This window comes from Endozoicomonas arenosclerae (assembly GCF_001562015.1).
In the GTDB taxonomy this organism is placed as follows: Bacteria; Pseudomonadota; Gammaproteobacteria; order Pseudomonadales; family Endozoicomonadaceae; genus Endozoicomonas_A; species Endozoicomonas_A arenosclerae.
The window spans coordinates 1-20,796 of record NZ_LASA01000154.1; the positions used below are offsets into that span (position 1 = coordinate 1).

Annotated in this window: 21 protein-coding genes and 1 pseudogene; 17 read left to right on the forward strand and 5 right to left on the reverse strand. The window is 45.6% G+C overall.

Features of this window, described 5'->3' with window-relative positions:
* Positions 1-290: 290 nt before the first annotated feature.
* Together WG89_RS23315 and WG89_RS23320 are read right to left on the reverse strand one after the other, a co-directional pair.
* Complete coding sequence (locus WG89_RS23315; RefSeq protein ID WP_153301781.1) at positions 291-2,294, reverse strand: hypothetical protein; 2,004 nt, start codon at positions 2,292-2,294, stop codon at positions 291-293.
* 373 nt (positions 2,295-2,667) lie between these two features.
* Positions 2,668-3,435, reverse strand: a complete 768-nt coding sequence (locus WG89_RS23320; protein WP_062270111.1) for an SDR family NAD(P)-dependent oxidoreductase — start codon at positions 3,433-3,435, stop codon at positions 2,668-2,670.
* A 172-nt stretch (positions 3,436-3,607) separates the two neighbouring features.
* Between WG89_RS23320 and WG89_RS23325 the strand changes: the two genes are divergently transcribed.
* Positions 3,608-3,934, forward strand: coding sequence for a winged helix-turn-helix transcriptional regulator (locus WG89_RS23325; RefSeq protein ID WP_062270112.1), 327 nt, complete (start codon positions 3,608-3,610; stop codon positions 3,932-3,934).
* A gap of 45 nt (positions 3,935-3,979) precedes the next feature.
* Here the strand turns inward: WG89_RS23325 and WG89_RS23330 are convergent, their stop codons facing one another.
* Entirely contained in the window at positions 3,980-4,477 is a 498-nt protein-coding gene (locus WG89_RS23330) for a Z-ring associated ZapG family protein (protein ID WP_062270113.1), read from the reverse strand.
* A 365-nt stretch (positions 4,478-4,842) separates the two neighbouring features.
* Between WG89_RS23330 and zapE the strand changes: the two genes are divergently transcribed.
* The 15 genes from zapE (at position 4,843) to WG89_RS23410 (ending at position 17,943) form a co-directional block, all read left to right on the forward strand.
* Positions 4,843-5,949 carry a cell division protein ZapE gene (gene zapE, locus WG89_RS23335; protein ID WP_062270114.1) on the forward strand — a complete coding sequence of 369 codons (1,107 nt, stop codon included), beginning with the start codon at positions 4,843-4,845 and terminating at the stop codon, positions 5,947-5,949.
* 75 nt (positions 5,950-6,024) lie between these two features.
* Positions 6,025-6,810 (forward strand): SDR family oxidoreductase, encoded by a 786-nt coding sequence (locus tag WG89_RS23340; RefSeq protein WP_062270115.1) that lies wholly within the window; start codon positions 6,025-6,027, stop codon positions 6,808-6,810.
* A 418-nt stretch (positions 6,811-7,228) separates the two neighbouring features.
* Positions 7,229-7,669, forward strand: coding sequence for a GNAT family N-acetyltransferase (locus WG89_RS23350; protein WP_062270117.1), 441 nt, complete (start codon positions 7,229-7,231; stop codon positions 7,667-7,669).
* 51 nt (positions 7,670-7,720) lie between these two features.
* Positions 7,721-8,530, forward strand: a complete 810-nt coding sequence (locus tag WG89_RS23355; protein ID WP_079254006.1) for an N-formylglutamate amidohydrolase — start codon at positions 7,721-7,723, stop codon at positions 8,528-8,530.
* Positions 8,527-9,354, forward strand: a complete 828-nt coding sequence (locus tag WG89_RS23360; protein WP_062270119.1) for a class I SAM-dependent methyltransferase — start codon at positions 8,527-8,529, stop codon at positions 9,352-9,354. The genes WG89_RS23355 and WG89_RS23360 overlap by 4 nt, the downstream gene beginning before the upstream one ends.
* A 74-nt stretch (positions 9,355-9,428) precedes the next feature.
* Positions 9,429-9,860, forward strand: a complete 432-nt coding sequence (locus tag WG89_RS23365; RefSeq protein WP_062270120.1) for an LptA/OstA family protein — start codon at positions 9,429-9,431, stop codon at positions 9,858-9,860.
* Between the two features lie 270 nt (positions 9,861-10,130).
* Entirely contained in the window at positions 10,131-12,113 is a 1,983-nt protein-coding gene (locus WG89_RS23370; protein ID WP_079254007.1) for a PKD domain-containing protein, read from the forward strand.
* Positions 12,114-12,225: 112 nt separating this feature from the next.
* Positions 12,226-12,621 (forward strand): TonB family protein, encoded by a 396-nt coding sequence (locus WG89_RS23375; RefSeq protein ID WP_062270122.1) that lies wholly within the window; start codon positions 12,226-12,228, stop codon positions 12,619-12,621.
* Positions 12,622-12,670: 49 nt separating this feature from the next.
* Positions 12,671-13,303, forward strand: coding sequence for a Type 1 glutamine amidotransferase-like domain-containing protein (locus WG89_RS23380; RefSeq protein ID WP_062270123.1), 633 nt, complete (start codon positions 12,671-12,673; stop codon positions 13,301-13,303).
* Between the two features lie 167 nt (positions 13,304-13,470).
* Complete coding sequence (locus tag WG89_RS23385) at positions 13,471-14,139, forward strand: hypothetical protein (RefSeq protein WP_062270124.1); 669 nt, start codon at positions 13,471-13,473, stop codon at positions 14,137-14,139.
* Between the two features lie 152 nt (positions 14,140-14,291).
* On the forward strand, positions 14,292-14,801 hold the full coding sequence (locus WG89_RS23390) for an SLATT domain-containing protein (RefSeq protein WP_062270125.1): 510 nt from the start codon (positions 14,292-14,294) through the stop codon (positions 14,799-14,801).
* A gap of 46 nt (positions 14,802-14,847) precedes the next feature.
* Positions 14,848-15,765: an ornithine cyclodeaminase family protein gene (locus tag WG89_RS23395; RefSeq protein ID WP_062270126.1), complete on the forward strand. Its 918-nt coding sequence runs from the start codon at positions 14,848-14,850 to the stop codon at positions 15,763-15,765.
* A gap of 56 nt (positions 15,766-15,821) precedes the next feature.
* On the forward strand, positions 15,822-16,754 hold the full coding sequence (locus WG89_RS23400; RefSeq protein WP_062270127.1) for an alpha/beta hydrolase: 933 nt from the start codon (positions 15,822-15,824) through the stop codon (positions 16,752-16,754).
* Positions 16,755-16,813: 59 nt separating this feature from the next.
* Entirely contained in the window at positions 16,814-17,200 is a 387-nt protein-coding gene (locus tag WG89_RS23405) for a GNAT family N-acetyltransferase (protein WP_062270128.1), read from the forward strand.
* Positions 17,201-17,277: 77 nt separating this feature from the next.
* The gene (locus WG89_RS23410; protein ID WP_062270129.1) at positions 17,278-17,943 is read left to right on the forward strand and encodes a hypothetical protein; all 666 of its coding nucleotides are present in this window, start codon (positions 17,278-17,280) and stop codon (positions 17,941-17,943) included.
* Positions 17,944-17,989: 46 nt separating this feature from the next.
* On the opposite strand, the gene WG89_RS23415 is transcribed toward WG89_RS23410, so the two are convergent.
* The gene (locus WG89_RS23415) at positions 17,990-19,534 is read right to left on the reverse strand and encodes a hypothetical protein (protein ID WP_153301783.1); all 1,545 of its coding nucleotides are present in this window, start codon (positions 19,532-19,534) and stop codon (positions 17,990-17,992) included.
* A 195-nt stretch (positions 19,535-19,729) separates the two neighbouring features.
* Here WG89_RS23415 and WG89_RS23420 point away from each other — a divergent pair, with 195 nt between their 5' ends.
* Positions 19,730-20,614 (forward strand): hypothetical protein, encoded by an 885-nt coding sequence (locus WG89_RS23420; RefSeq protein WP_153301784.1) that lies wholly within the window; start codon positions 19,730-19,732, stop codon positions 20,612-20,614.
* On the opposite strand, the pseudogene WG89_RS29645 reads toward WG89_RS23420, so the two are convergent.
* Positions 20,582-20,796, reverse strand: a pseudogene (locus WG89_RS29645) (hypothetical protein); the annotation flags it as partial. The gene WG89_RS23420 and the pseudogene WG89_RS29645 overlap by 33 nt on opposite strands.

Sequence of the window (20,796 nt, forward strand, 5' to 3'; positions counted from 1 at the left end):
CCTTTTGATCCTGTGCCTCGATAAGAATTGATCAGTGGAGACAGGTCGAGCTGGTCAACAACATCCACCACAAAGCGAGCCATATGACCTTCTGGAAGATAATCCTGGATGCTGGCAGGGAAAAGGTCGGGAGTGTTTCGGTCGACCGGTTTGAACTTCCACTTATTCATAGTGCTTTGAGTGTTACTGGTACTGGAATCAGGATTTTACCTGTTTTGCTGGTTAAGTCCGACAGGCTCCTAGCCAGAACCCTCGAATCCGAAAGCTCTGGCTGGGCGCGTAGCTTGCAGTTACAGATCGATAAACCTGAACTCTGCTTTATTCTCTTTAAAGAACTCCACTTCTAACTGCTGTTGCCCGGTATAGGGTATTCTCACTTTGCGACTATCAGAGCCCTTCAAAACTTCAATACCTCTTAAAAGAGCATCCTTTTCATCCGAATTGGCCAATGGAATGATCAGAGAAATCAGATTGTACTCTTCACCTGCCAATACGGGAGTATGGGTATGAAACCACTCTCTGCTAACAGGGTCATAGGGATTTTTAGATAAAGCAATAGTTGCCTCTGAGGGTACAGAAGCAAACAAAACCAATGTGTCCAGAGTCGATTTTTCACCTTCAGGTAAATCGAATGGCAGTTGTTTGGGTATGCCTTTTAGCAAAACCCAGTTGTGGCCCACCTCCGATTTATGTTCTGGCAATACCTGATAAAGACTTCCACCTTTATGCCCCCCTGTATAGACGTCTGACGCACTAATAGTATCTGATACAACCACAATGCCATTATGCAGCAGTACTACTTCTCTTTTTGCTGACACATTCTCGTACTGGTATCTTGAGTACTCTACGACCCCATATGCTGCTTCGAGACTGACTGAACCTGCAGAATAATGATCAATGGTATAATCGAAAGCCGGGTTGTATCCCACGGTATTCAGAAAAGTCAGTTTTTTCCCCGGTGCTGATACTTCACTGGAGGGATAGGGTGCTGAAGGATAATCATAGGCACTTGGGTTAAGATAAATTCCATTATTCTTATTCGCTTCTGCCCAACGTCTTTTTCTAGTGATCGTGTGTGCACCGTTGAAATTCTGGATATCCAGCCCTGAGCGATGATCTCTGGCAGCCTTATGCTGGGTATAACTGAGGTCCATCAACAGGTAAGGGGCCCTGGGATGATGTCCTGTAGAAAGCACCAGCTTGTCTTGAACATTTATGTAATCAGTATCTCCCCTTCCCAACAGCAGGCCATTATAAGCTCTTGAAGATGTGATACGCGGTGTTGCCCTCGAAGAAAAATCGTCTGGGCCTGGACGAGCTAACGATACGGATGGAGCATCAATATTCAGTGGCCAGAGATCAGGGATATAACCACTGCTTCTGAACGGCCCCTGCTTTTTCATGTAAAACCGTTCGTACTTTCTGGCTACGTATAAATAAAATGGTTCCCCCCAGAGGAGATAGCCCATTTTCAGCACCCAGGGCAAGCCTCTGCCAGCAGACACTCTTAGATATGCACCTCTGCTTTTCTCCATGGATTTACCCCATTTGGCAGACTGCCCACTGCTCATAACCGTTCGGGCCATTCTGTCCATCATTCTCCGGAGGTGAACGGAACCGATTACTTCATTCTCTTTACCTTGTCGCACGGCCATACTCAGAATGGCATGAAAACCGGTGTTTGCATCGTAATGGGGAGAGTTGTCACCGTCATAAGACAGAGTGGTGACATTGTGCCAAAAAGTTGAAAAAGCTTCTTTCATCCTTGGGTATTTTGGACTGCCTCTATAGAGAAGACTCACCGTTGAGGCCACATCCATAGCGAGAACCCCTTTGTTATACCCAGTCGTCCAGAAAGCATTATCATAATAGGGCTTCACACCTTCTACATATGCATCCAGGAAAGCTTCAAGACGCTGTCTGAAACGCTTTACTGTCAACTGATCCGTGTGAAATGCATCAAGCATGTGTAATGCCCAGGCATAATCGACATAGGCTCTAATGGGTGTTACCTGGCCAAGATCATTAATTCTCCCGTTATTCCCTTCAACCGCTGCAATAGCTGCCTGCCTGGCGACCTCTCCTTCCTCCTGAAGCCTCTGGATAACTAGCGGTCGCCATTGCGGGAAATAGTTTTCCTGTGTCGTTAAAATCAACAAAGTTCTAAGAGAACTCTTGTTCGCCCCCTTCTGCTTTCTGATCTCTTCCATAAACTGTTCAATCAGTTCAGCACTCTGACCCAAACCTTCTCTGATACGTAAGTCGTCCAGCCAGGCTTGATAGCTGAGCCACAAATGTTCCTCCCTCTCCGAAATTTCTAACTCCGTCTCCTGAAATGGAACAGAATTCATAGCAAACACAGCTAACGGTGGATCGACTTTCGGTAGCTCTGCTTTGGAGGGTCCAGCATAAAAACTTGAGATACAAAGTACTGAGGCCGGCAAAAAAACAGATCTACACAATCTGAGTTTAATGAGGCATGACTTGAAGAGTAATAAAGGCATGAGGCTATGTTTAGCCGGCATTATAGAAGCACTCCCTGTTTGTTAGCGTAATGATTTTTTAATCTCAAAATTTGAGCGAGCCCAACTGGGCTCGTCTTATATCGAGTATAAAAATCAGACAATCACAAACACAGGAATGCGATCACATTACTCAGACCTGGTTTCAATTCCTGCCCGCCATCACTCCACCATCCACATCCCAGATGGCACCTGTAACCCAGGAAGCCTGATCAGACAAAAGAAATACAATGCTTTCGGCAATGTCTTTAGCCTGTCCGATACGACCAATAGGATGAAAATCATTAAAAGAAGCCAGACTCTCATCGAATTCTGCTTCATCAATAAATGCTTTATAGATAGATGTTTTGACGACAGCGGGAGCCACGGCATTAACACGAACCCTGTATTCTGCCAGTTCCATTGCCATATGCTGGGTCAATGCATGCAGGCCAGCTTTAGCCATTGAGTATGCGGAAGAAGGGGTTGCCTTGATAGCTTGCTTTGCCCACATAGAACCTATGTGAACGATGCTGCCGCCTTCTCCACGGGTCATGTCTTTGGCCACCACTTGAGAGATCTCAAAAATGGCTCGGTTTAGCGCCATATAACGTTCATAGTCTTCAGCTGTATGCTCAAGGAAAGGTGTGGGGTTGAAATAACCAGCAGCATTGACCAGATAACTGACAGGCTGATCGGACTCAGTCACAAAGTCGATGACTCGATTGATACCGTCACGGGTATAGAGATCAGCTTTAACGATATTGACATCCCCTATCGAATTCAGCTCCAGCTCAGCAAGATCAAGCTTGTACTGGTTGCTGCCTACCAGAGTTACCTCAATACCCTCCTGGGCGATTAACCTGGCTACCTCCAACCCTATTCCACTCGAACCACCCACAATCATTGCCGTGCCTGAAAAAGAAAGTTGCATGTTTATTCTCCTTGATATTTCACCGTAAAGTTAACTGTGAGACCATCATCCAAGGGGCTGAAGCTCTTGAAAACCAGGCACAAATTCGTCAGGTAGGTACTTTTTGGTGCATCTTTATGAATTCCAACGAGAAAATTTTTTTACGTCGATTACCCCCTAAAAAACCGCTCGGATGGTGGAAGTCATCTTCGGCTGCAAGTGGTCTTTAACGGTTTATCAATTACTGTCAGAAGATATTAAAAGACCAGGAGAGATGGTTCGGTCTATAGAAGGGCTGAGCACAAAGGTTCTGAATGATTGCCTGAGAAGGAATGTGGAATTCGGTATCCTCAACAAGATGACATACCCTGAAATTCCACCCAGGGTTGAATATCAGGTCACCGAATTCGGGAGAAAGTTCATTCGAATACTGGATGAAATCCAGAAACTGCAGGAAGAGATTGATTCAGAATCTTCTGCAAGAAGCCAGAGTTTACCGGAAGGCAGTTTTGAAAATTGAAGTGAAGTGTCTGTTATAAAACAAACACTTCAATAGAAAGCCGAATCAGGAAGCAGGCTGACCATTGGCATTGGCTGCTTTTTCAGCTTCAGAAGTCACTCTGAAATCTTCAGACAGAGTTCCTTTCTCATCAGGTGCATTTTTGGGAGCGTAGTCCAGAGGCTGTTCCAGAGGTTTTGTGCGCTCTGTACGACGTTTGGGAATCTGACCTGACAACAGTGCACTGCTGCTGATCAAAGAGTCACTCAGTTTATTCTTAACACTGTCGTCTTCGCACAGAACATCGGCACCGTTGGCCATATGCTCATAAACATCTTTATAACTGTCGGTCAGCTTATTGATCAGGTGAGCCGTAGTATTGAAGTGATCGGCTACGCTGTCCTGATACTGTTTGAAGTCAGCTTCCAGATCCTTCAGCTGATTCTCCATCTTGCCTCGATCTGAACGGGGACCTGCCAGCAGATGGTACAAAAGTGCACCACCGGCCATGCCCGCCAGAAATGCCAGACTGCCTACAAACCAAAGTACATTCACATCTTCCACAGCATCGCCTCATTTGGTGGAACCTTCCAGGTCCTTTGGAGGCTGCTTGGAAAGTAGGGGTCAAGACAATAATCCATTACTTTCCAAACAGCCTCACATTCCTGTCAAAGTTATAATCTTTTCTGCGCAAAGTATAGAGGGGTTGTGTAACATCTGGATGCCAAAACACACCTTGCCCTGCTTTGGCCATGAGGTTACATTGTCTCCCACTTTAAGCCCCGACAGCCATGAGCCAGACAGTTTTCGACTCATGAAGCCGGGGTTTGGCAACCAGCTTGTGCACAAACCCGGGTAAATCCGGTTTTCCTCACCCGTTGGGATGAAAACGTTTAACACCCATAGCGAAAGAAGACTGAACGATTAGCATGACCCCGGAATCTCGTTACCAGCAGGACTTGAAAAAAGACAACTTCAGCTACGATCCTGCTCAGGAAGAAGCGGTTCAACACCTCCAGCGTCTGTATAATCAGCTGACGGCTGAAGCACCCCGTCCTTCCCTGCTCAAACGCATCAATCCATTTGCCAGTAAAGAGATCAGCACCGTTCGCGGGCTTTACTTCTGGGGTGGCGTCGGTCGCGGCAAAACCTACCTGATGGACACTTTTTACGACTGCCTGCCCTTCCCCGAAAAAAAACGCATGCACTTCCATCACTTTATGCGCTGGGTTCATGGCGAACTGAAAAAGCTGTCAGGCGAGAAAAACCCGCTGGACAAAGTGGCTGAAATTCTGGCGGCTGAAACACGGGTCATTTGTTTTGATGAATTTTTTGTTTCAGACATTACTGACGCCATGCTTCTGGGTGGACTGTTTGAGCAAGTCTTTCAAAAAGGCATAACTCTGGTAGCCACTTCCAACGTTGTTCCTGATGAACTCTATAAAGATGGTTTGCAAAGAGCCCGCTTCCTGCCAGCCATAGCTCAGCTGAAAGAACATACTCTGGTAGTGAACGTGGATGGCGGAACCGATTACCGCCTGCGTTTGCTTGAGAAAGCAGAAACCTACTTTAGCCCACTGGGTGAGGCAGCAGAAAGTCATCTGCAGAAAACTTTTCATGATCTGGCCCCCGACATCAGCCATTGCCGGGAAACGGACATTATTGAAATTGCTGGCCGCAGCATCAACAGTGAACGCACCTGCGAAGACATTGGCTGGTTTAGCTTCGAAGCCCTGTGCGATGGCCCAAGAAGCCAGAATGACTACATTGAGCTGGCCTGTCTTTACCAGACAGTGCTGCTGGAAAACGTGCCACAGATGGGCGGGAAAAAAGACGACCAGGCCAGACGATTCATCAACCTGGTTGATGAGTTTTATGACCGCAATGTGAAGCTGATTCTCACCGCTGAAACGCCATTGCTGGACCTGTATACCACAGGCAAACTGAACTTTGAGTTCCAGCGCACCATCAGTCGACTGCAAGAAATGCAATCCAAAGAATACCTGTCGCAACCTCACGACCCGATACTGCCCTGATGGTAAAAGGCTGAGCCACTGGCCAGCCTGACCTTCACAAAGTGCAGCAAAGGGCCAACATCCTGGGAGTAAAAAATGGATCTCAATCTAAAAGAAAAAGTATTCATGGTGGCCGGTGCCAGCACCGGACTGGGTTACGCCATTGCCTCCAGACTGGCCGCCGAAGGCGCCCAGGTGTCCATCGCCAGCCGTTCTGAAGAGCGTATCGCTCAGGCGGCATCCACCATCAGCAGCGAAACCGGTGCAGAAGTCAGAGGCTATATCTTTGACGCCCGTGACGGCGAATCCATTCAGCGCTGGGTCAGCAATACTCTGAACGACTTTGGCAGAATTGATGGTTTGCTGGTGAACGCCGGTGGCCCAACACCTGGCTTTTTTGAAGAGCTGGAAGATCAAGACTGGCAAGCGGCCTTTGAACAGACACTGCTCAGTTCTGTAAGAATGATTCGAGCTGCCCTGCCTGCCCTGAAAGTTCAGGGCGGTAGTATTGTTACTCTGACGTCTTCTGCCATCAAAGAACCCATCGATATTCTGTTACTCAGTAACGTAATGCGCTCTGGTGTTGCCAGCCTGGTGAAAAGCCTTTCGGTAGAGCTGGCTGAAGACAACATTCGCATTAACAACCTGATTCCCGGATCTATTCATACCGATCGTATTAATGCCCTGAATACTTTCCTGGCAGGCCGACGCGAAACCACTTCCAGTCAAGTGCAGCAAGCAGCTGAAGCGACCATCCCTATGGGTCGTTACGGTAAACCGGAAGAGTTTGCCAATGCAGCAGCTTTCCTGCTTTCAGACGCTGCCAGCTACATTACAGGCACCAACCTGACTGTAGACGGCGGTAAAATGAAAGGTCTGTAATCAGACAATGCCTGCTCAGTCCATCAGGATGAGCAGGCTCCCCCTTCCTATACTCCCTTTCCTAAGAATCCCCGTTAATAGCAAAGTCTCAAGTGTAAAGCTCGGCCAACTCAACACCCAATTCGAGAAAGACGACACATTTCGCAAGATTTGGATAAGTATTTCTACTCATGACAGCAAAAAGCTGGCAGAATGACGCCAAAAATAAGAAGCAGCAGGACGCTGCAATCAAGAGTTCAGGGAAAGAAACTCCACTGTTGTCTATATAACAGCCAATCTCGGGGCGGTAGCGTGTCAGCTGAAACCCTATAGATTATCCAATATTTGCCACTTCTCATTAGATGAGACTCTCACGGCCTCCATAATTCATCTGCAATCATGGACTAAGAAACAGAATCTCATACTCAATTTTTTACTCATGAAATATATTAAATCAGAGTTAAAAGACGGTTTTGATCTTGCTGAAATCAGAGCTCTTGCAATGAAGCCAAGTCTGGAAGCAATAAATCGCTACGATAGCAACAGGGTTCGGGATCGTTTTCTTGATACATTCGAGCCTGATGAAACGTATAAAATCATTGAGAGCGACGAACTACTTGGCTTCTATGTCACCCGAGAAAGAAAAGATCATATTTACTTAGATCACCTTTATATCAAGCCTGAGCATCAGAACAAAAAGCTTGGCAAGGTAGTTTTAGATAAAATCATTCAAACAGCTAAAGCTAGTGACCTTCCTGTACGCTTGTGTGCTCTTAAAGGTAGCCGCTCAAACGACTTCTATCTAAAAAATGGATTTAAGAAAACTCATGAGAGTGAGTTTGATATTTTCTATGTATACTCTATAACCAAAGCGAGTTAATCCCTCTTAATTTTGGCTTATCCCAGTCTTTAAACTAACTTCATAGCTTTTATGAACTGGCTAACTCTCAAAAAAGCAGATTCCCCCTGGATATTCAGCATGCCCCACAGCGGGATGACTCTGACGGAGGAAGCGAAACGTAACCTTCTGCCTGAGCCCAATAAGCGCTTACCCAATATGGACTGGCATTTGCGGGAACTGTATGACTTTCTAAAGGAATTTCCTGTCAGTGTGATATCAACGGATATCAGTCGATATATCGTTGACCTTAACCGGGCTCCGATCAGTACTTTGTTTGGTGATTTCAGACACTCACTGGTTTATCAAATGAATACCTGGGGAGAAGAAATCTACAGAACCTTCCCTTCTGAGGAAGAGTTGAAGCAAAGAATAGAGCAGTACTACAAGCCTTATCATCAAGCTCTGGATGACCTTGTAGCCTCAGCCATTGAACAGTTTGGTCATGCTGTTGTCATTGACCTGCACAGCTTTATGGGTCCTGTTGAGAGTGATATCTGTCTAGGGAATCTTGATAACGAAAGCACCTCAGTAGCCTTACTGGAAACCCTATACAACGCCTTTTCTGAAAGTGGCTTCGATACAACCAAAAATAACTTCTACAAAGGTGGTTACATCACAGCGAAGTACTGTGATCACCCAAAAGTACAATCGATTCAAATAGAACTGCGCTATACCAACTACCTGTTGTCGGAAGACTATGACTCCAGAAGACCGCCAAGAGTAGACGAGGCTAAATTGCACGCTGTACGGGCAAGACTCTCTGCGCTCTTGATCAGGCTATTCGCTTTTCTCAAGGACTCTAAAACCATAAGAGCACTACTATTCAGATCTCCCCCATGACACTCTACAACCCTGATCATATAAAAAATTATTACAACGAATACGCGGATAAGGAAACCGAGCGCTGGAACACATCCATCGTTGAACAGGTAAAGCTGCTTATCCACAACCATTATCTCAGCACCCATATGTGTGCTGGAGACAAGGTACTTGAACTGGGTGCCGGTACTGGCGTATTTACCCAGCCTCTGTCAGACATTGCTGGACATCTTGTAGTTACCGACCTCTCCCCCGTTCAACTGGGGATTAACCAATCCCGGGCTCAGGAGCTGGATTATGCGGACAAGGTGAATAGCTGGCAACTGGCTGATATAACTGATCTGTCCCAGTTTGAAGACCACTCTTTTGACAAGATCGTCTGCTACGGTGGCCCACTCAGTTATGTTTTCGACCAGAGAGATCAGGCTTTGTCAGAAATCCGCAGGGTGTTAAAGCCGGAAGGAACAGCCCTGCTGAGTGTTATGAATCTATGGGGAAGTATTGACCAATATCTTGAACCTATTCTTGCCACTGTGTCTGAGAGTGAAAACTTCAAGATTGTCCGCTCAGGTAACCTCCACCCCAGCAGCCATGCTGTGTCTGATCATCACTGCCACATGTTCAGGGCCGAGCAGTTGACTGAAACCTTTGAGCGGAATGACTTTGAGATCATAACGTTGTCAGCCTCCAACTGCATTTCTTCCAAACGCCCGGAAGCCCTGGAAGAGATAAGGCAGGATTCTGACAAGTGGCAACACTTTCTGAAGCTTGAAATTGAAGCCTGCGCCTCACCCGGTATGGTTGAGTCAGGCTCCCATATGATTGCTGTTCTGAAAAAAGCGTAAACAACGGATTAGAGCGTTCTTCAACCAGCTATTCGAATGAAAGATTCACCCTTATCATAAAAGAGAACTGAGAAATGGAATTCCTGAATACTCTGAAAAAAGGACTGTTGCTTTCTGTATTCCTTGCGGCACCCGCTACTGCAAGCGAGAAAGTATCAGTCACCACCGGCTCTGGCTCAATCTACTCAAACTCATCAACGGTTGATCTCAAAAACAGGCAAAGAACCTTTACAGGTGATGTTGAAGTGATCACCCAGGACTTTGTCCTTAACTCGGATCAACTGGATGAGTTCAACTTTGGAACGGACATTAGTGAACTTGTTGCTACAGGCAAGCTGGTCAACTTTATACAGCTGAAGCCTTATAAGATTCAGATTTCCCATGGCACCGCTGAGAAAATGATTTATAAGAAAAAAGAAAAGTTGCTTCTGATGTGGAACTTTGAGGTCTATGACCTGGATGGCAATATCTCCAGGGGTAAAAAGGCGACTTATTTCTTGAAATAAATTCATAAGACTCACTGCCATTTATTAGACGTCCAAGTCTTTTCTCCTGTATTTATAGCCAAACTCCATTTATTCACCTTCATCACTAAAAAAGGAAACTGATGCCAATTTTCGTACAGTTTTAGTTTTAAACTGCGATCCCGGTCTCACTTATTTGCCCGTTAGCCGCTTCTAAAGCCTTACCTCTTCCCATAAACTCTCAAAATGTAGATTGTATACAATACACAAAAAACTCACGCAGTAAGAGTGAATCAAAACACGGAGAGTGAGATGAGGATCATTCAGAAATGCGTAGTACCCCTTGGCTTTGCCATGCTGACGGGATTTGCAACCCATTCTTTGGCAGCGGGCATTTGCCCCATTAACGGCTCTGATACCGTTGTTCCCTTAAGCAGCTTTGACCCACCACCACAGGACGGAACACCCAAGCTGACCCCGGATGACGTAATCGCTTTTCTCAACGAAAAGAACATCAACACCATGAAAGGGTTTATGGATGTAATGCCCGATCATATGCTGAAAAACTTTGCCTTGATCGAGCACAGCCAGACACCGGGTAAATCCTCCATGGAATACCCCCGAATCCTGATGTTTGGTTCTGATGCCCGGTTCATGGTGAACATTCCAACAGATCCCAGCGACCCGGATTACGAAAGGCTCGATGTTTCCTACCGTCATGATGACGGTAACTGGGAATTTTCTCAGTTTGATTTCACCACCACACCGGCCACATTGAATAAGAACCCTGACTCGTGTATTGCCTGTCATGGTAGCCCTGCCCGTCCATTCTGGCAGCAGTATCTGAACTGGCCTGGTGTTTTTGGTGATGATGACAGTGATGCTAATGCTCCGGAAACCCTGGAACCTCGTCATGCCAGACGCTTCCGTGAGTTAAAAGATGGTCAGGGAAACCCGGATCGCTTCCATAACTTAATGTGGGAAGATCGTTACGTTGATAATCAGGCTCAACACCTGAAAGACAACGTGTACGGATTTGCCATGTCGATCTTCAATATGGCCATTGCCAGTCAGGTTGCCGAAGGCGTATCACTGCGCCTGGAGAGCCATCCGAACTGGCCCGATGTGCGTCACGAGTTTCTCTATTCCCAGTATTGTGATGGCCGAGCAAGACTGGCTGGTAATGAAGAGAAAAATAAAATTGGTCAGTTGATTGCTTCTCTCGGCGGAAGCGGTAATACGATCAAAGACTTCTATGCCGCATTAGGTATGGATGCTGATCAGGAATTCAAGATCCATTGGCTGCGAACAGATCCAGTACCACCTTCTGATGATTACAATATCAATACCGATAGCTTCTGGGGCGTAATGTCCGGCCTGATTCTGGATGACCTGAGACAGGCTGACCCTAATGTGAAGAATATTCTGCAGTCTGGCCCCAACAACTTTGGTGTTTTCGGTTGTCCTGATCTGGGTAACAGTACCGATGAAGTGCTGGATTACAAGATGCTCCACTATTACAACATCCGGGGTGAAGCTCGCCAGCAAGTTCAGGAAACGTTTTTTGACGTAGATATTTCCCGTACGGATCAGGTAGTCACCGACCAGGTAAGACAACCCTTGTGTAACTATCTGGAAGCCAACCTGGATACCTCCATTCCGGAAACTATCGACGGCAACCGGCTGCCCATTGCCGAGGCCAATGGCCCTTACACAGGCCAGGTTGATACCAGCATAAGCTTCAGCAGCAGTGGCTCAACCGACTCTGATGGCTCAATTGCTGCCTACAGCTGGGACTTCGGTGATGGTAGCAACAGTTCAGAAGCCAACCCAAGTCATACCTATACGTCAACAGGCTTGTTTAACGCCAGACTGACCGTTACCGATGACAAGGGGGACAGCCGAACAGACTTAGCTTCTGTAACCATCACATCCGGTGATGTGGGCGATCTGGAAAATGCCTGTGCAACAGAAGGCCCACAAACCAGCAATGGTTTAACCAGTGCCGACGCAGTCTGTGTGCCCAGCAGCACCAACACCAACTCGATACAGTACTACTGGATTCTGGTGCCTGCTGGTACCAACAGCATCCAGATCAGCGCGGGTTATGGCAGCGGTGATGGCAATGTTTATTACAATGCCAGTAACTGGGCTACGTCCACCAGCTATAACCTGAGTTCAACCAATCCGGATAACACGGAATCCATTACCGTCTTTAATCCGGGCTCTGGCTATCAGTATGTCAGTGTCGTGGGTGCGCGTTCCGGTATGACTTTGAAAGTGACTCTGGAATAAAGCTCTTCCACTGAAAACAGAGGCAGGATGGTTGTTTGGCTATCCTGCCTTTTCTTTTTTGGAAGGCTGGGAAAGCATTTTTTTACTGTAATTCAAAAATAAAAAGCTGTTAATGAAAAAACTTTTAATCATTTCACTCTCTGTATTTATTTCTGCATGTTCAACCAGCGGCAGTAATGTTAAATCCTTAACCTGCCATGATGATTCCCAAAGAATAGATAATCTAAAACAGGCTGTTATCGAAGCCAGAAAACAGGGAAAACCAGCACCTTTGATAGGAACTTGGCCTGCCTATCCTCGTGCCATGATAAAACAAGGTAAAAATGGGTCTGTAAAATATACCTATAAAGTAAATCCTGAAGGGAATGTCAGTGATGTTACGATCATTGAGCAAACTGACCCAGCATTTGGTAATGAAATTGTAAAGTCCATGTCTTGTTGGAGATTTGAGCCTTCAAAGGAAGGCTTTACCAGTAAAGAATTTGAATTCGAGTTCATTGTTGAATAAGAAAAGATCGTACTTTTAAAGTCCACCGAAACTACAAAAGGATTTTCTGATGAACCTGGCTTTACTCAGTGATCAGGATTCACCTTCTTCTCAAGCAGCCATTAAACGTCTTATAGGCCACTTGAACCTGGATAGCACAACAGCAGCCTATATAGCTTCAATGCCTGATCCCGACCGGATTTTTTTCAGAAACACCCAAGCTATCTACCGATCATCAGGCATTGATCTTGATACCTATATTGACCTTGAAACAGGCTTTTCCGAAGCCCTTATGGAAGAGGTGTTACAAAAGCCTCTAATACACTTGTCCGGAGGGGATACATTCCGATTTCTGCATTCTCTCAAGGCAAGAAAGCTTGAAAAGTCTCTGACTGAGTTCGCTAAGAAAGGTGGAGCATTAATAGGAGTGAGTGCCGGAGCCATGCTGATGACGCCCAGCATAGAATCAGCCAGGTTATGCGGTGATCAAAACAGAATAGAACTTAATGATTTATCGGCCCTGAATCTGGTGGACTTTCAGTTTACGCCCCATGCCACTAAAAACAGCAATGAACGGGAAGCAGCAAAACAGCTGGCGAACAAACACAAAAAGTCGATATTTCTTTGTAGTGATGGTGAGGGCATTCTGCAACTGGACGACTGTGTTTCGATTCTTGGTGAGCCTGTTCAGGTTAAAGCTTAAACTTAGTGCTTTCTTGAAGTGTTGATGCTTATTCTTGCAACCGTTAAAAGGTAAGTTTCTATTTATTTGAGATTTATATGTAAGACTAAAATACGGTAGCAAATGAATTTGTATTCATATGAAGCATGGATCTATCTTTCTTCATTCTAAGCAGTAAGGTGAATAGAATGAAGGCTCATATTTTTATTATTCTGAGTTTTTTCTTATGCTCGATGGAGGCACAATCCAAGATTACAAAGTTGGATGCAAAAAGCTTCTCTCACTTTGATACCAGCCATGAAACTCAGAGAAACATCGTCATCAAAGGCCATACCTATATAGAAAATCTAGCCATATACCTTAAGGACGCAGCAGTAGAAGAAATGGATTCAGTGGCCATTGATGGAGAAATAGTGACCGAGTTAGATAAAGTTCAGGTGGTATCCGTTCAAAAGAGTAATATTGCTTTATATTCTGACGCTATTGCTTATATTGTCTCTACGAAGGCCGGGCGGCATTTCTTTCATTTTCAGGCAATCACAAGAAAGACTCTTTATAAGGATCCTCAGTACTACATGTTAAGTGCCAAGATCTATGAGGATCAGGGAACAACAACTGGAGAGTTTCATCCTATAAAAGAAGACAAGGGAATTGTGGACACAACAAAAAGTACGGAGGAAGTAGACAAACACGTGGAGTCTCTTAATCCGAACATTAAGGTTGAGCGTGATTATTTAAAAACATGGGCGACAATCGAACTTGCTCCTGAGTCAGCTGTATGGCAGGAACAGGACAACAAAATTACTATTCAGGGAATCAGATTAGAATATAAAGTTCTTGAAGAAGAGGATTTCTGAGCCCCTTCAGTTTGCAAATAGTCACTTGAGTGGTCTGGATCAAAGTCAGTTCAGACCACTGCTGCAAAATAACAATTTTCTTCCAGCATCGTATCATTTCCCTTCAAAAAACCTTTAGATAATGGCTTACCAAGAATAATGGAGTTTACCCAATGGACAACTGGACCTTACTGAAACGTTGGTGGGCAAGGACCGAGGCGGTTGAACAGGCTCACTTCAGAGCCTGTATTAAAATGAGAACCTGGCACTACTGCCTGGGTGGAACTCTGGTGGTTATCACTACGCTGGAGTCGGTTCTGCAAAATCTGGTTGAAGCGGATACAAAAGCATTAATCATTGCTTTGGGGATTGTTGCTCCTATTCTGGCGGCGCTGGTTACTTTTCTGGATTTCTCCAAACGTTCTCAGCAACACCACGATGCCGCAGCAAGATTTTCAGCCCTCAAGCGTTCTCTGCAGATCGAAGCGGCCAACTTTGACGAAATGGAGAAAGAGCAACTGGTGCAAACCCTGAATACCATCAAAAAAGACTGGGACAAACTGACCCTTGAATCCCCTGCGCTCTATAAACGCAAATGGAGCGAAATTGGCGATATGGACAAGAGTGTTGAAGAAGTTTTAAAAGAGCACAAACACGAAAAAGAAACTCTTGAAGCCGCTTGATCTTTGAGAATAAGAAATACAATAAGCCTTACCGTAAAGACACTCCATGAAAATAATCACTGATGAACACCTCAAATCATTCCCTATGAGTCTGGCGATTAAAGCCATTGAATCATTCTTCCAGTCAGCGCTTCAGGGGCAAGTCATCACACCACCCAGACATACCGTGAAGGCTGGTGATGGAGGCCTGACTTTCACCATCGGTGCAGAACTCGGTACCACTCATACCATTGGCTTCAGAGTTTATGACACTTATCCAAATGAGAAAGGAACAGATTCTGATCAGATAGTGGCCGTCTACTCTACGAATCAAAGTTCTCTGAAAGGCATAGTCGTTGGCTCCAGTCTGGGAGCAATTCGAACCGCGGCTATTAATGGCTACGCTATTAATAAACTGGCAAAAGACAATGTAAAAGTGGCATGCCTGATCGGAGCAGGACACCACGCCAAATATCAGTTAGAAGCTATGCTGGCCGTCAGAAAACCCAGCAAGATCATCATTTGCAACAGAACTTCATCCAAAGCAGAAGAGCTGGCAAACTTCATATCTGATCAATATGATCTGGAAGTCCTGACTTCAGAAAATATTGAGCAATCCGTCAGACACTCAGATATTGTTCTCTGCGCTACCAGTGCATCTTCGCCGGTGATTCAGTCCAGCTGGATAAAAGAAGGGGCTTATGTTTCCAGCATTGGTCCAAAATTCAAAGGCCGACATGAATTGCCTGCGGATATTTCTGAAAGAGCTTCCCTGATTACCAGCGATGCACCTGAGCAACTTTCTTCTTACGCGTTACCCTACTTTCTTGATGATATTTCACCCATTAAACCACTTGAATCAGTACGCCAGACTTTAAACGACAATGGGTACACAGTCTTTCTCTCTTCCGGTCGAAGCGGCACAGAAGTTGTAGTGGCTGATCGAGCCATACAGTACCTCTCATCCAATGGCCTTATTGTCTGACCTGATTTTCCCGTATACATTAGAAGCATTTTCCAGCCACCAATAAGAATAATGTCATGGGAAACAAAATCGTTCTGATCACCAATAGAGGCATCAGACCCAACCGGACCGGTGCCACTCTATTTAAAAATCGAATGACGAAATCCGATCATCGTCTTCGTTGTGCTGTGATCGATGAAGGTGGTAACAAGGACAAGTACTCTCTTTCTCTTGTTGCACAAGGAGAGGAGCAGACATGTCTGTCTCAGGCTATTGATGATTCAAACGACAAACCTTGGATATTTTTTGTCCATGGCAACAATCAGACCTTGAAGAAAAATCTCAAGAAGTGCTTTGCCCTCAGGGATCTTTATGATGTCAATGTTGTTGCTTTTTCATGGCCCTCTGTTCATCACGGACATTTTATGGGCACTCTTGGTTTGATCCCTTATCAACCCAATCCCGTTAAATACCTGACCCGACAGTTGACCAGAAAGCTCAAGCAATACGGTAAAGCCAGAAAAAATGCCGAGCTTTCTGCAAAAGATCTGAGTGACAGCCTGGCGCTCTTCAAAAATGCTTTGGGTGGCACTGAGGTTAAAGCCCGCTTCGTTTGCCACAGTCTGGGTCACAGGGTTCTGATGCTGTCAGACCAGCACAGGAACCTTTCAGAATCACTGGAACCCTTTGAGCATGTCCTGCTTCATCAGGCCGATGAGGATAATGAAGGTCACAGGGACTGGGTTACAGCCATCGGGAAAGGTGAAAAAACCGTTATCACAACCAATGAAAACGATACTGTTCTGAAGATTTCCAACCTCTACAATCACAAATCACTGAACAACCAGCGTCTGGGTAATGTAGCCAAACACGATGAGCATGAACCACCCACTTATAAAGATTTTACCGGTGTTAAACATGTCAGCCTGACTGGACATACCTTGTTTTTGACGGACTCAGAAGATAATCCAGAGGTATTCAACTACTTCAACAGCCTGATCGGAGAGTGAAAATAGAGAGCTCGGTGATAATCAAAAAGATAACGACACTACCTAACGGCCTAGACTTAATGACCCAGGAGAGTGTGCAGGAAGGCTATCGCTTTCTAAAGCGCCTGACCATGGATTTTGAATCGGGAGTCAACTGCTTCAATCAGAAAGGAGAATCCCTATTTGCTGCATATCATCAAAATAGGCTGGTCGGTATTGGCGGCATTAATATTGACCCCTATGAGGGCAAAACATCTACAGGTCGGGTTCGTCGCTTATATATCAGAGAGGATTATAGAAACAAGGGAGTGGGCCGGTTGTTGATGAGTGCGATCGAAGATCATGCTAAAGATTACTTCGATCAGATTCAGCTATTCACTGATACACCGGAGGCCACTGAGTTCTATCTGAAACTCGGATATCAGGTCGTAAATGTGGGAAAAGCATCTCACAAAAAAGTATTCTGATTTGATTCAGGGGTAATGCCTGCAACCAGGGGATTGGGTATCTATACTTTTTAGAACTGTACAGGGAAGACAGTCAAATGGATCAGATACCTCCTTCGGGTAGCAGCTCCCAGCCAGTCAATAATCATAATCAAAAACGTCACCAAAGAAGGGGAAAGCACCCTAGACATGGTGAGGTCACTGCGCAGCAACCTAAATCTCAGTTAAAAACCATTCCAGAAGAGATTGAGGATACAGACTCGGCCTACAGCTCCAGCTCTGAGCCTGGATCTCCAATTCACAGCTCAAGAGTTAATTCAGATAACCTTAGTGCACGTTCCACCAAGCCAAAACTCAAAGAAAGCTGGGAAAGAATCGTCAATTTCATCAATGCTCGTTTGGCAAGCTCAGAGTATCCAGAGCCACTGATTCATAAAGCACGAGAGCACATGGAAAAAAATAATGAACTCGGGCTAGTGAAGTGCCTCAACCAGCTAGGTCTGCAAGACCGCTTTGAAGCTCTGAAACTGCTGCGGTATCAATCACCTGACATCAAGGTCAGGCCTGAACTGCTGGCCAGAATGGACGAAATGATGGTCACCGCTTTTATCGATCACTTTGTGCAAGAGAACGCATCGGAATTGCCCACCATTTATTATGAAATGATTAAAAAGCCGGGAAGCATGCAGGAACACATGGCCAGGCACAATCTGACACCAGAAAACCCCAGCCCTATGGCCTATGGCCTATGTAGATATAACTGATGAATTGGTAAAAACCTTGAGGACACTGGTTTTGGATGAATGAGTGTCACAAAAGATCAAGCCCCTTTGTTGGAGATTCTGTATCTGCTTCAGGCGAGCCCAATGCACCTTTTTCATCCTTGCCTTTGATCTCACCCAACTCATCCACGGGTCCGGAAAGCACTCTGGCTTTTTCAGTGATTGGATGAATTTTGTCCAAGAGATTCGAAAATTTATGTTTCACTATTAAACCACCTACCATTGCTGTGCTGGCTGCTTTTAATAGCTCTGGCAGTTTTTCATTGAACTTGGCAACTGCAGCACTTACATCACGCCCATCAAAGCTTGGATGCAGGATGGATTCCAGTAATAACATCATATCCAGTACATCGACGCTCTCGCTGATATCACGAATATCAGCAAGCCCCCTGAACAGGTCAGTGGCTTCTTTAATGGCTTTTGCCGTCAAGGGAGAGGGGTTATCAACATGAGCACTCCATTCCAGAAGTCCATGGTATAGATTAATCATTCTATCGCAGCCAATTGGCGATTTGATCGCCAGGGCATTACAGCGCCGGAACTCTTTCAACATATCCCTATATGCGATGATCGCGGCCTTTCTGGAATCATCTGCCTCTGGATCATTTCTCAATTCACCCAGAAGCTCCACCATGATCTCCGCCGTTTTATCCATCAACAGGCCACGCATCTGGTTGTAGAGCTTGCGATCAAAACAGGCTTCCTTCAAGCTTTTAACACCTAACTTGCCTGCCAGGTGAGCAGGCTGACTCAATGCAACACGAAGATCATTGGCGGCCCCTTCGAAGGCAGTAGTGTACGAAAAGTCCAGTTTTTGCTTGCCTGCAACGGTGATCTTTTCTTTATGGGGCACCGATGTCAGGCTGACCACCTCTGCGGTTTTGGCCATCAAAGCGGTTACATTTAATCGGTGTAAAACATTCTTATCCATCATGACAGCCTTACTTTCAGGCTGTACTGCCAGTTCACCAGCCAGGAGATCCACAACAGGGCTGATGACCTCAGTAGCGAATTCAGGTAACATGCCGCCATGAACAATTTTGGCCACTGTTCCTGCTTTGATGGGAACTTCAGCCTTGAAATTGGAAGGAAAGTCCAGAGGATCAAGAAGGGGAAGAGGTTTAGCCTGTGGCTCTTCAACAGGTGCTATTGGCTTTTTAACTCGCCCCCGTCGACCTGTTCGGGTTTCTAACGTTCGATCAAACCGGTTCTTTGACACCTTTGGTCGATGTTCAAGAGAAGCCCCATCGGTGTCATCCTCATCTTGAGAGACAGCTTGATTCAAATCCAACGTTGAAGCAGATAATGAATTACCAGAGGATTGGGTCATGGACTTTAAGCGAGACCTGGGATTTACATTGCACTCAACGAAATCAGCGATGGACAATCGATAACCCACTCCAGGTATATATCTCGAATGTTCCTCGATAAGAAATTTAGGCACTCTAAGACCCTGAACTGAAGAAGCTTCCACCATCGCTACCGGCGGTTTCTCCTTTACCTCTTCTGGCTCCGGACTCATCGTAGGTGGCGTCGGAGGAGTAACCTTGAATTGAAAGTCAGTTCTATCCATCTCTGCATTCCCTTGCGAAGTATTAATATGCTCCTTAGACCTGTGAACTGACCCTGAGTTTATTTTTTAACTGACCAACCGGTTAGCCAGACTGACATTCGAATAGAAAAGATCTCTTTTTAGACAGAAACTTTTTTCTGAGCACTGTTGTCCAAACCTGCTGACCACCATGGATTTTTTTACAGGGAAGCAGATATGGGTCCATCCAGAGAGCCTATGGCCGTTCTTACCAATTTCAGCAAAGAGCCAGCGTCAGTTGATAAAACGGATGCGGTAAAGCCCTCTTCTGAAAAAAGGCGCTATGCCACAACACGCGCCTATAAGTCTCACACGGTCAAGCCTTGCGAAGGCCAATATGAGCCACTAGTTAAGCCCAACCCTGTTGTAATAGACCGATCCTTTCCAAGAACTGCGTATTTCAATATTGATGCCATTCCTTTCAAAAACCTCCTGGCGCCAGAGTTTTACCTGGGTGAATCACTGGGCGGAATGACCCGGGAATATTGTGACCAGTATCGTTATCACTTTATTCACCGCCTTAAAAAGCGAATAGCTGAGTCTGATGCCAACCACCCGGACTCTCCTGTCAGCAAAGAAGATAAAGACAAGCTAATCCGGCTGGCTCATTTCACCATGGATAACAGAACGTCGATGAAAGGCCTGTCAAAGATAGGGCATGAGTTGAGAGCACTTTACGAAACAAAATACCAGTCGCCACCCCCAGAGCTTCCCCTGGACACAGGAGAGTTTTCACCTCTGCATCTGAATCAACTAAGAAAGACGGCATCCGTCAGCGTGACGACTACTGAGGAAACACCCTCTTTGACATCAAAACCGGAAGCCGGAGAAGGGTTTGAAAAATCGATTGATCCGACTCTCATTGAGCCACGCCATGTTGCCATGTTCTATCTGGCACCCGATCAGTATATAAAATACCCACTCAGGCCCAATAAAAAGCCTCCAGTGCCTGAAGGAAAACTCAGAGAGCTTCTCAATACCTATCTGGAAGAAAAATTAAAAGCAAGGCTCTTAATGGATTCCGGGGAGTTATCCAAACAACACTCCCAGAAGACCGGTTAGAGCTGCTTTCCCGCGCTTCTTGATATTGTGCAGGCACTCGAAGAAACCCAAATACAGCGGTAACTTCTCTTGTGATATACCCCGATGAGGACGCAACCAGGAACGCAACAGCGACCAGAACCCCTCCATTGTATTCACATGAATCTCATGAAAACCGTCGCCGTCCTCATCTCGTGCATATT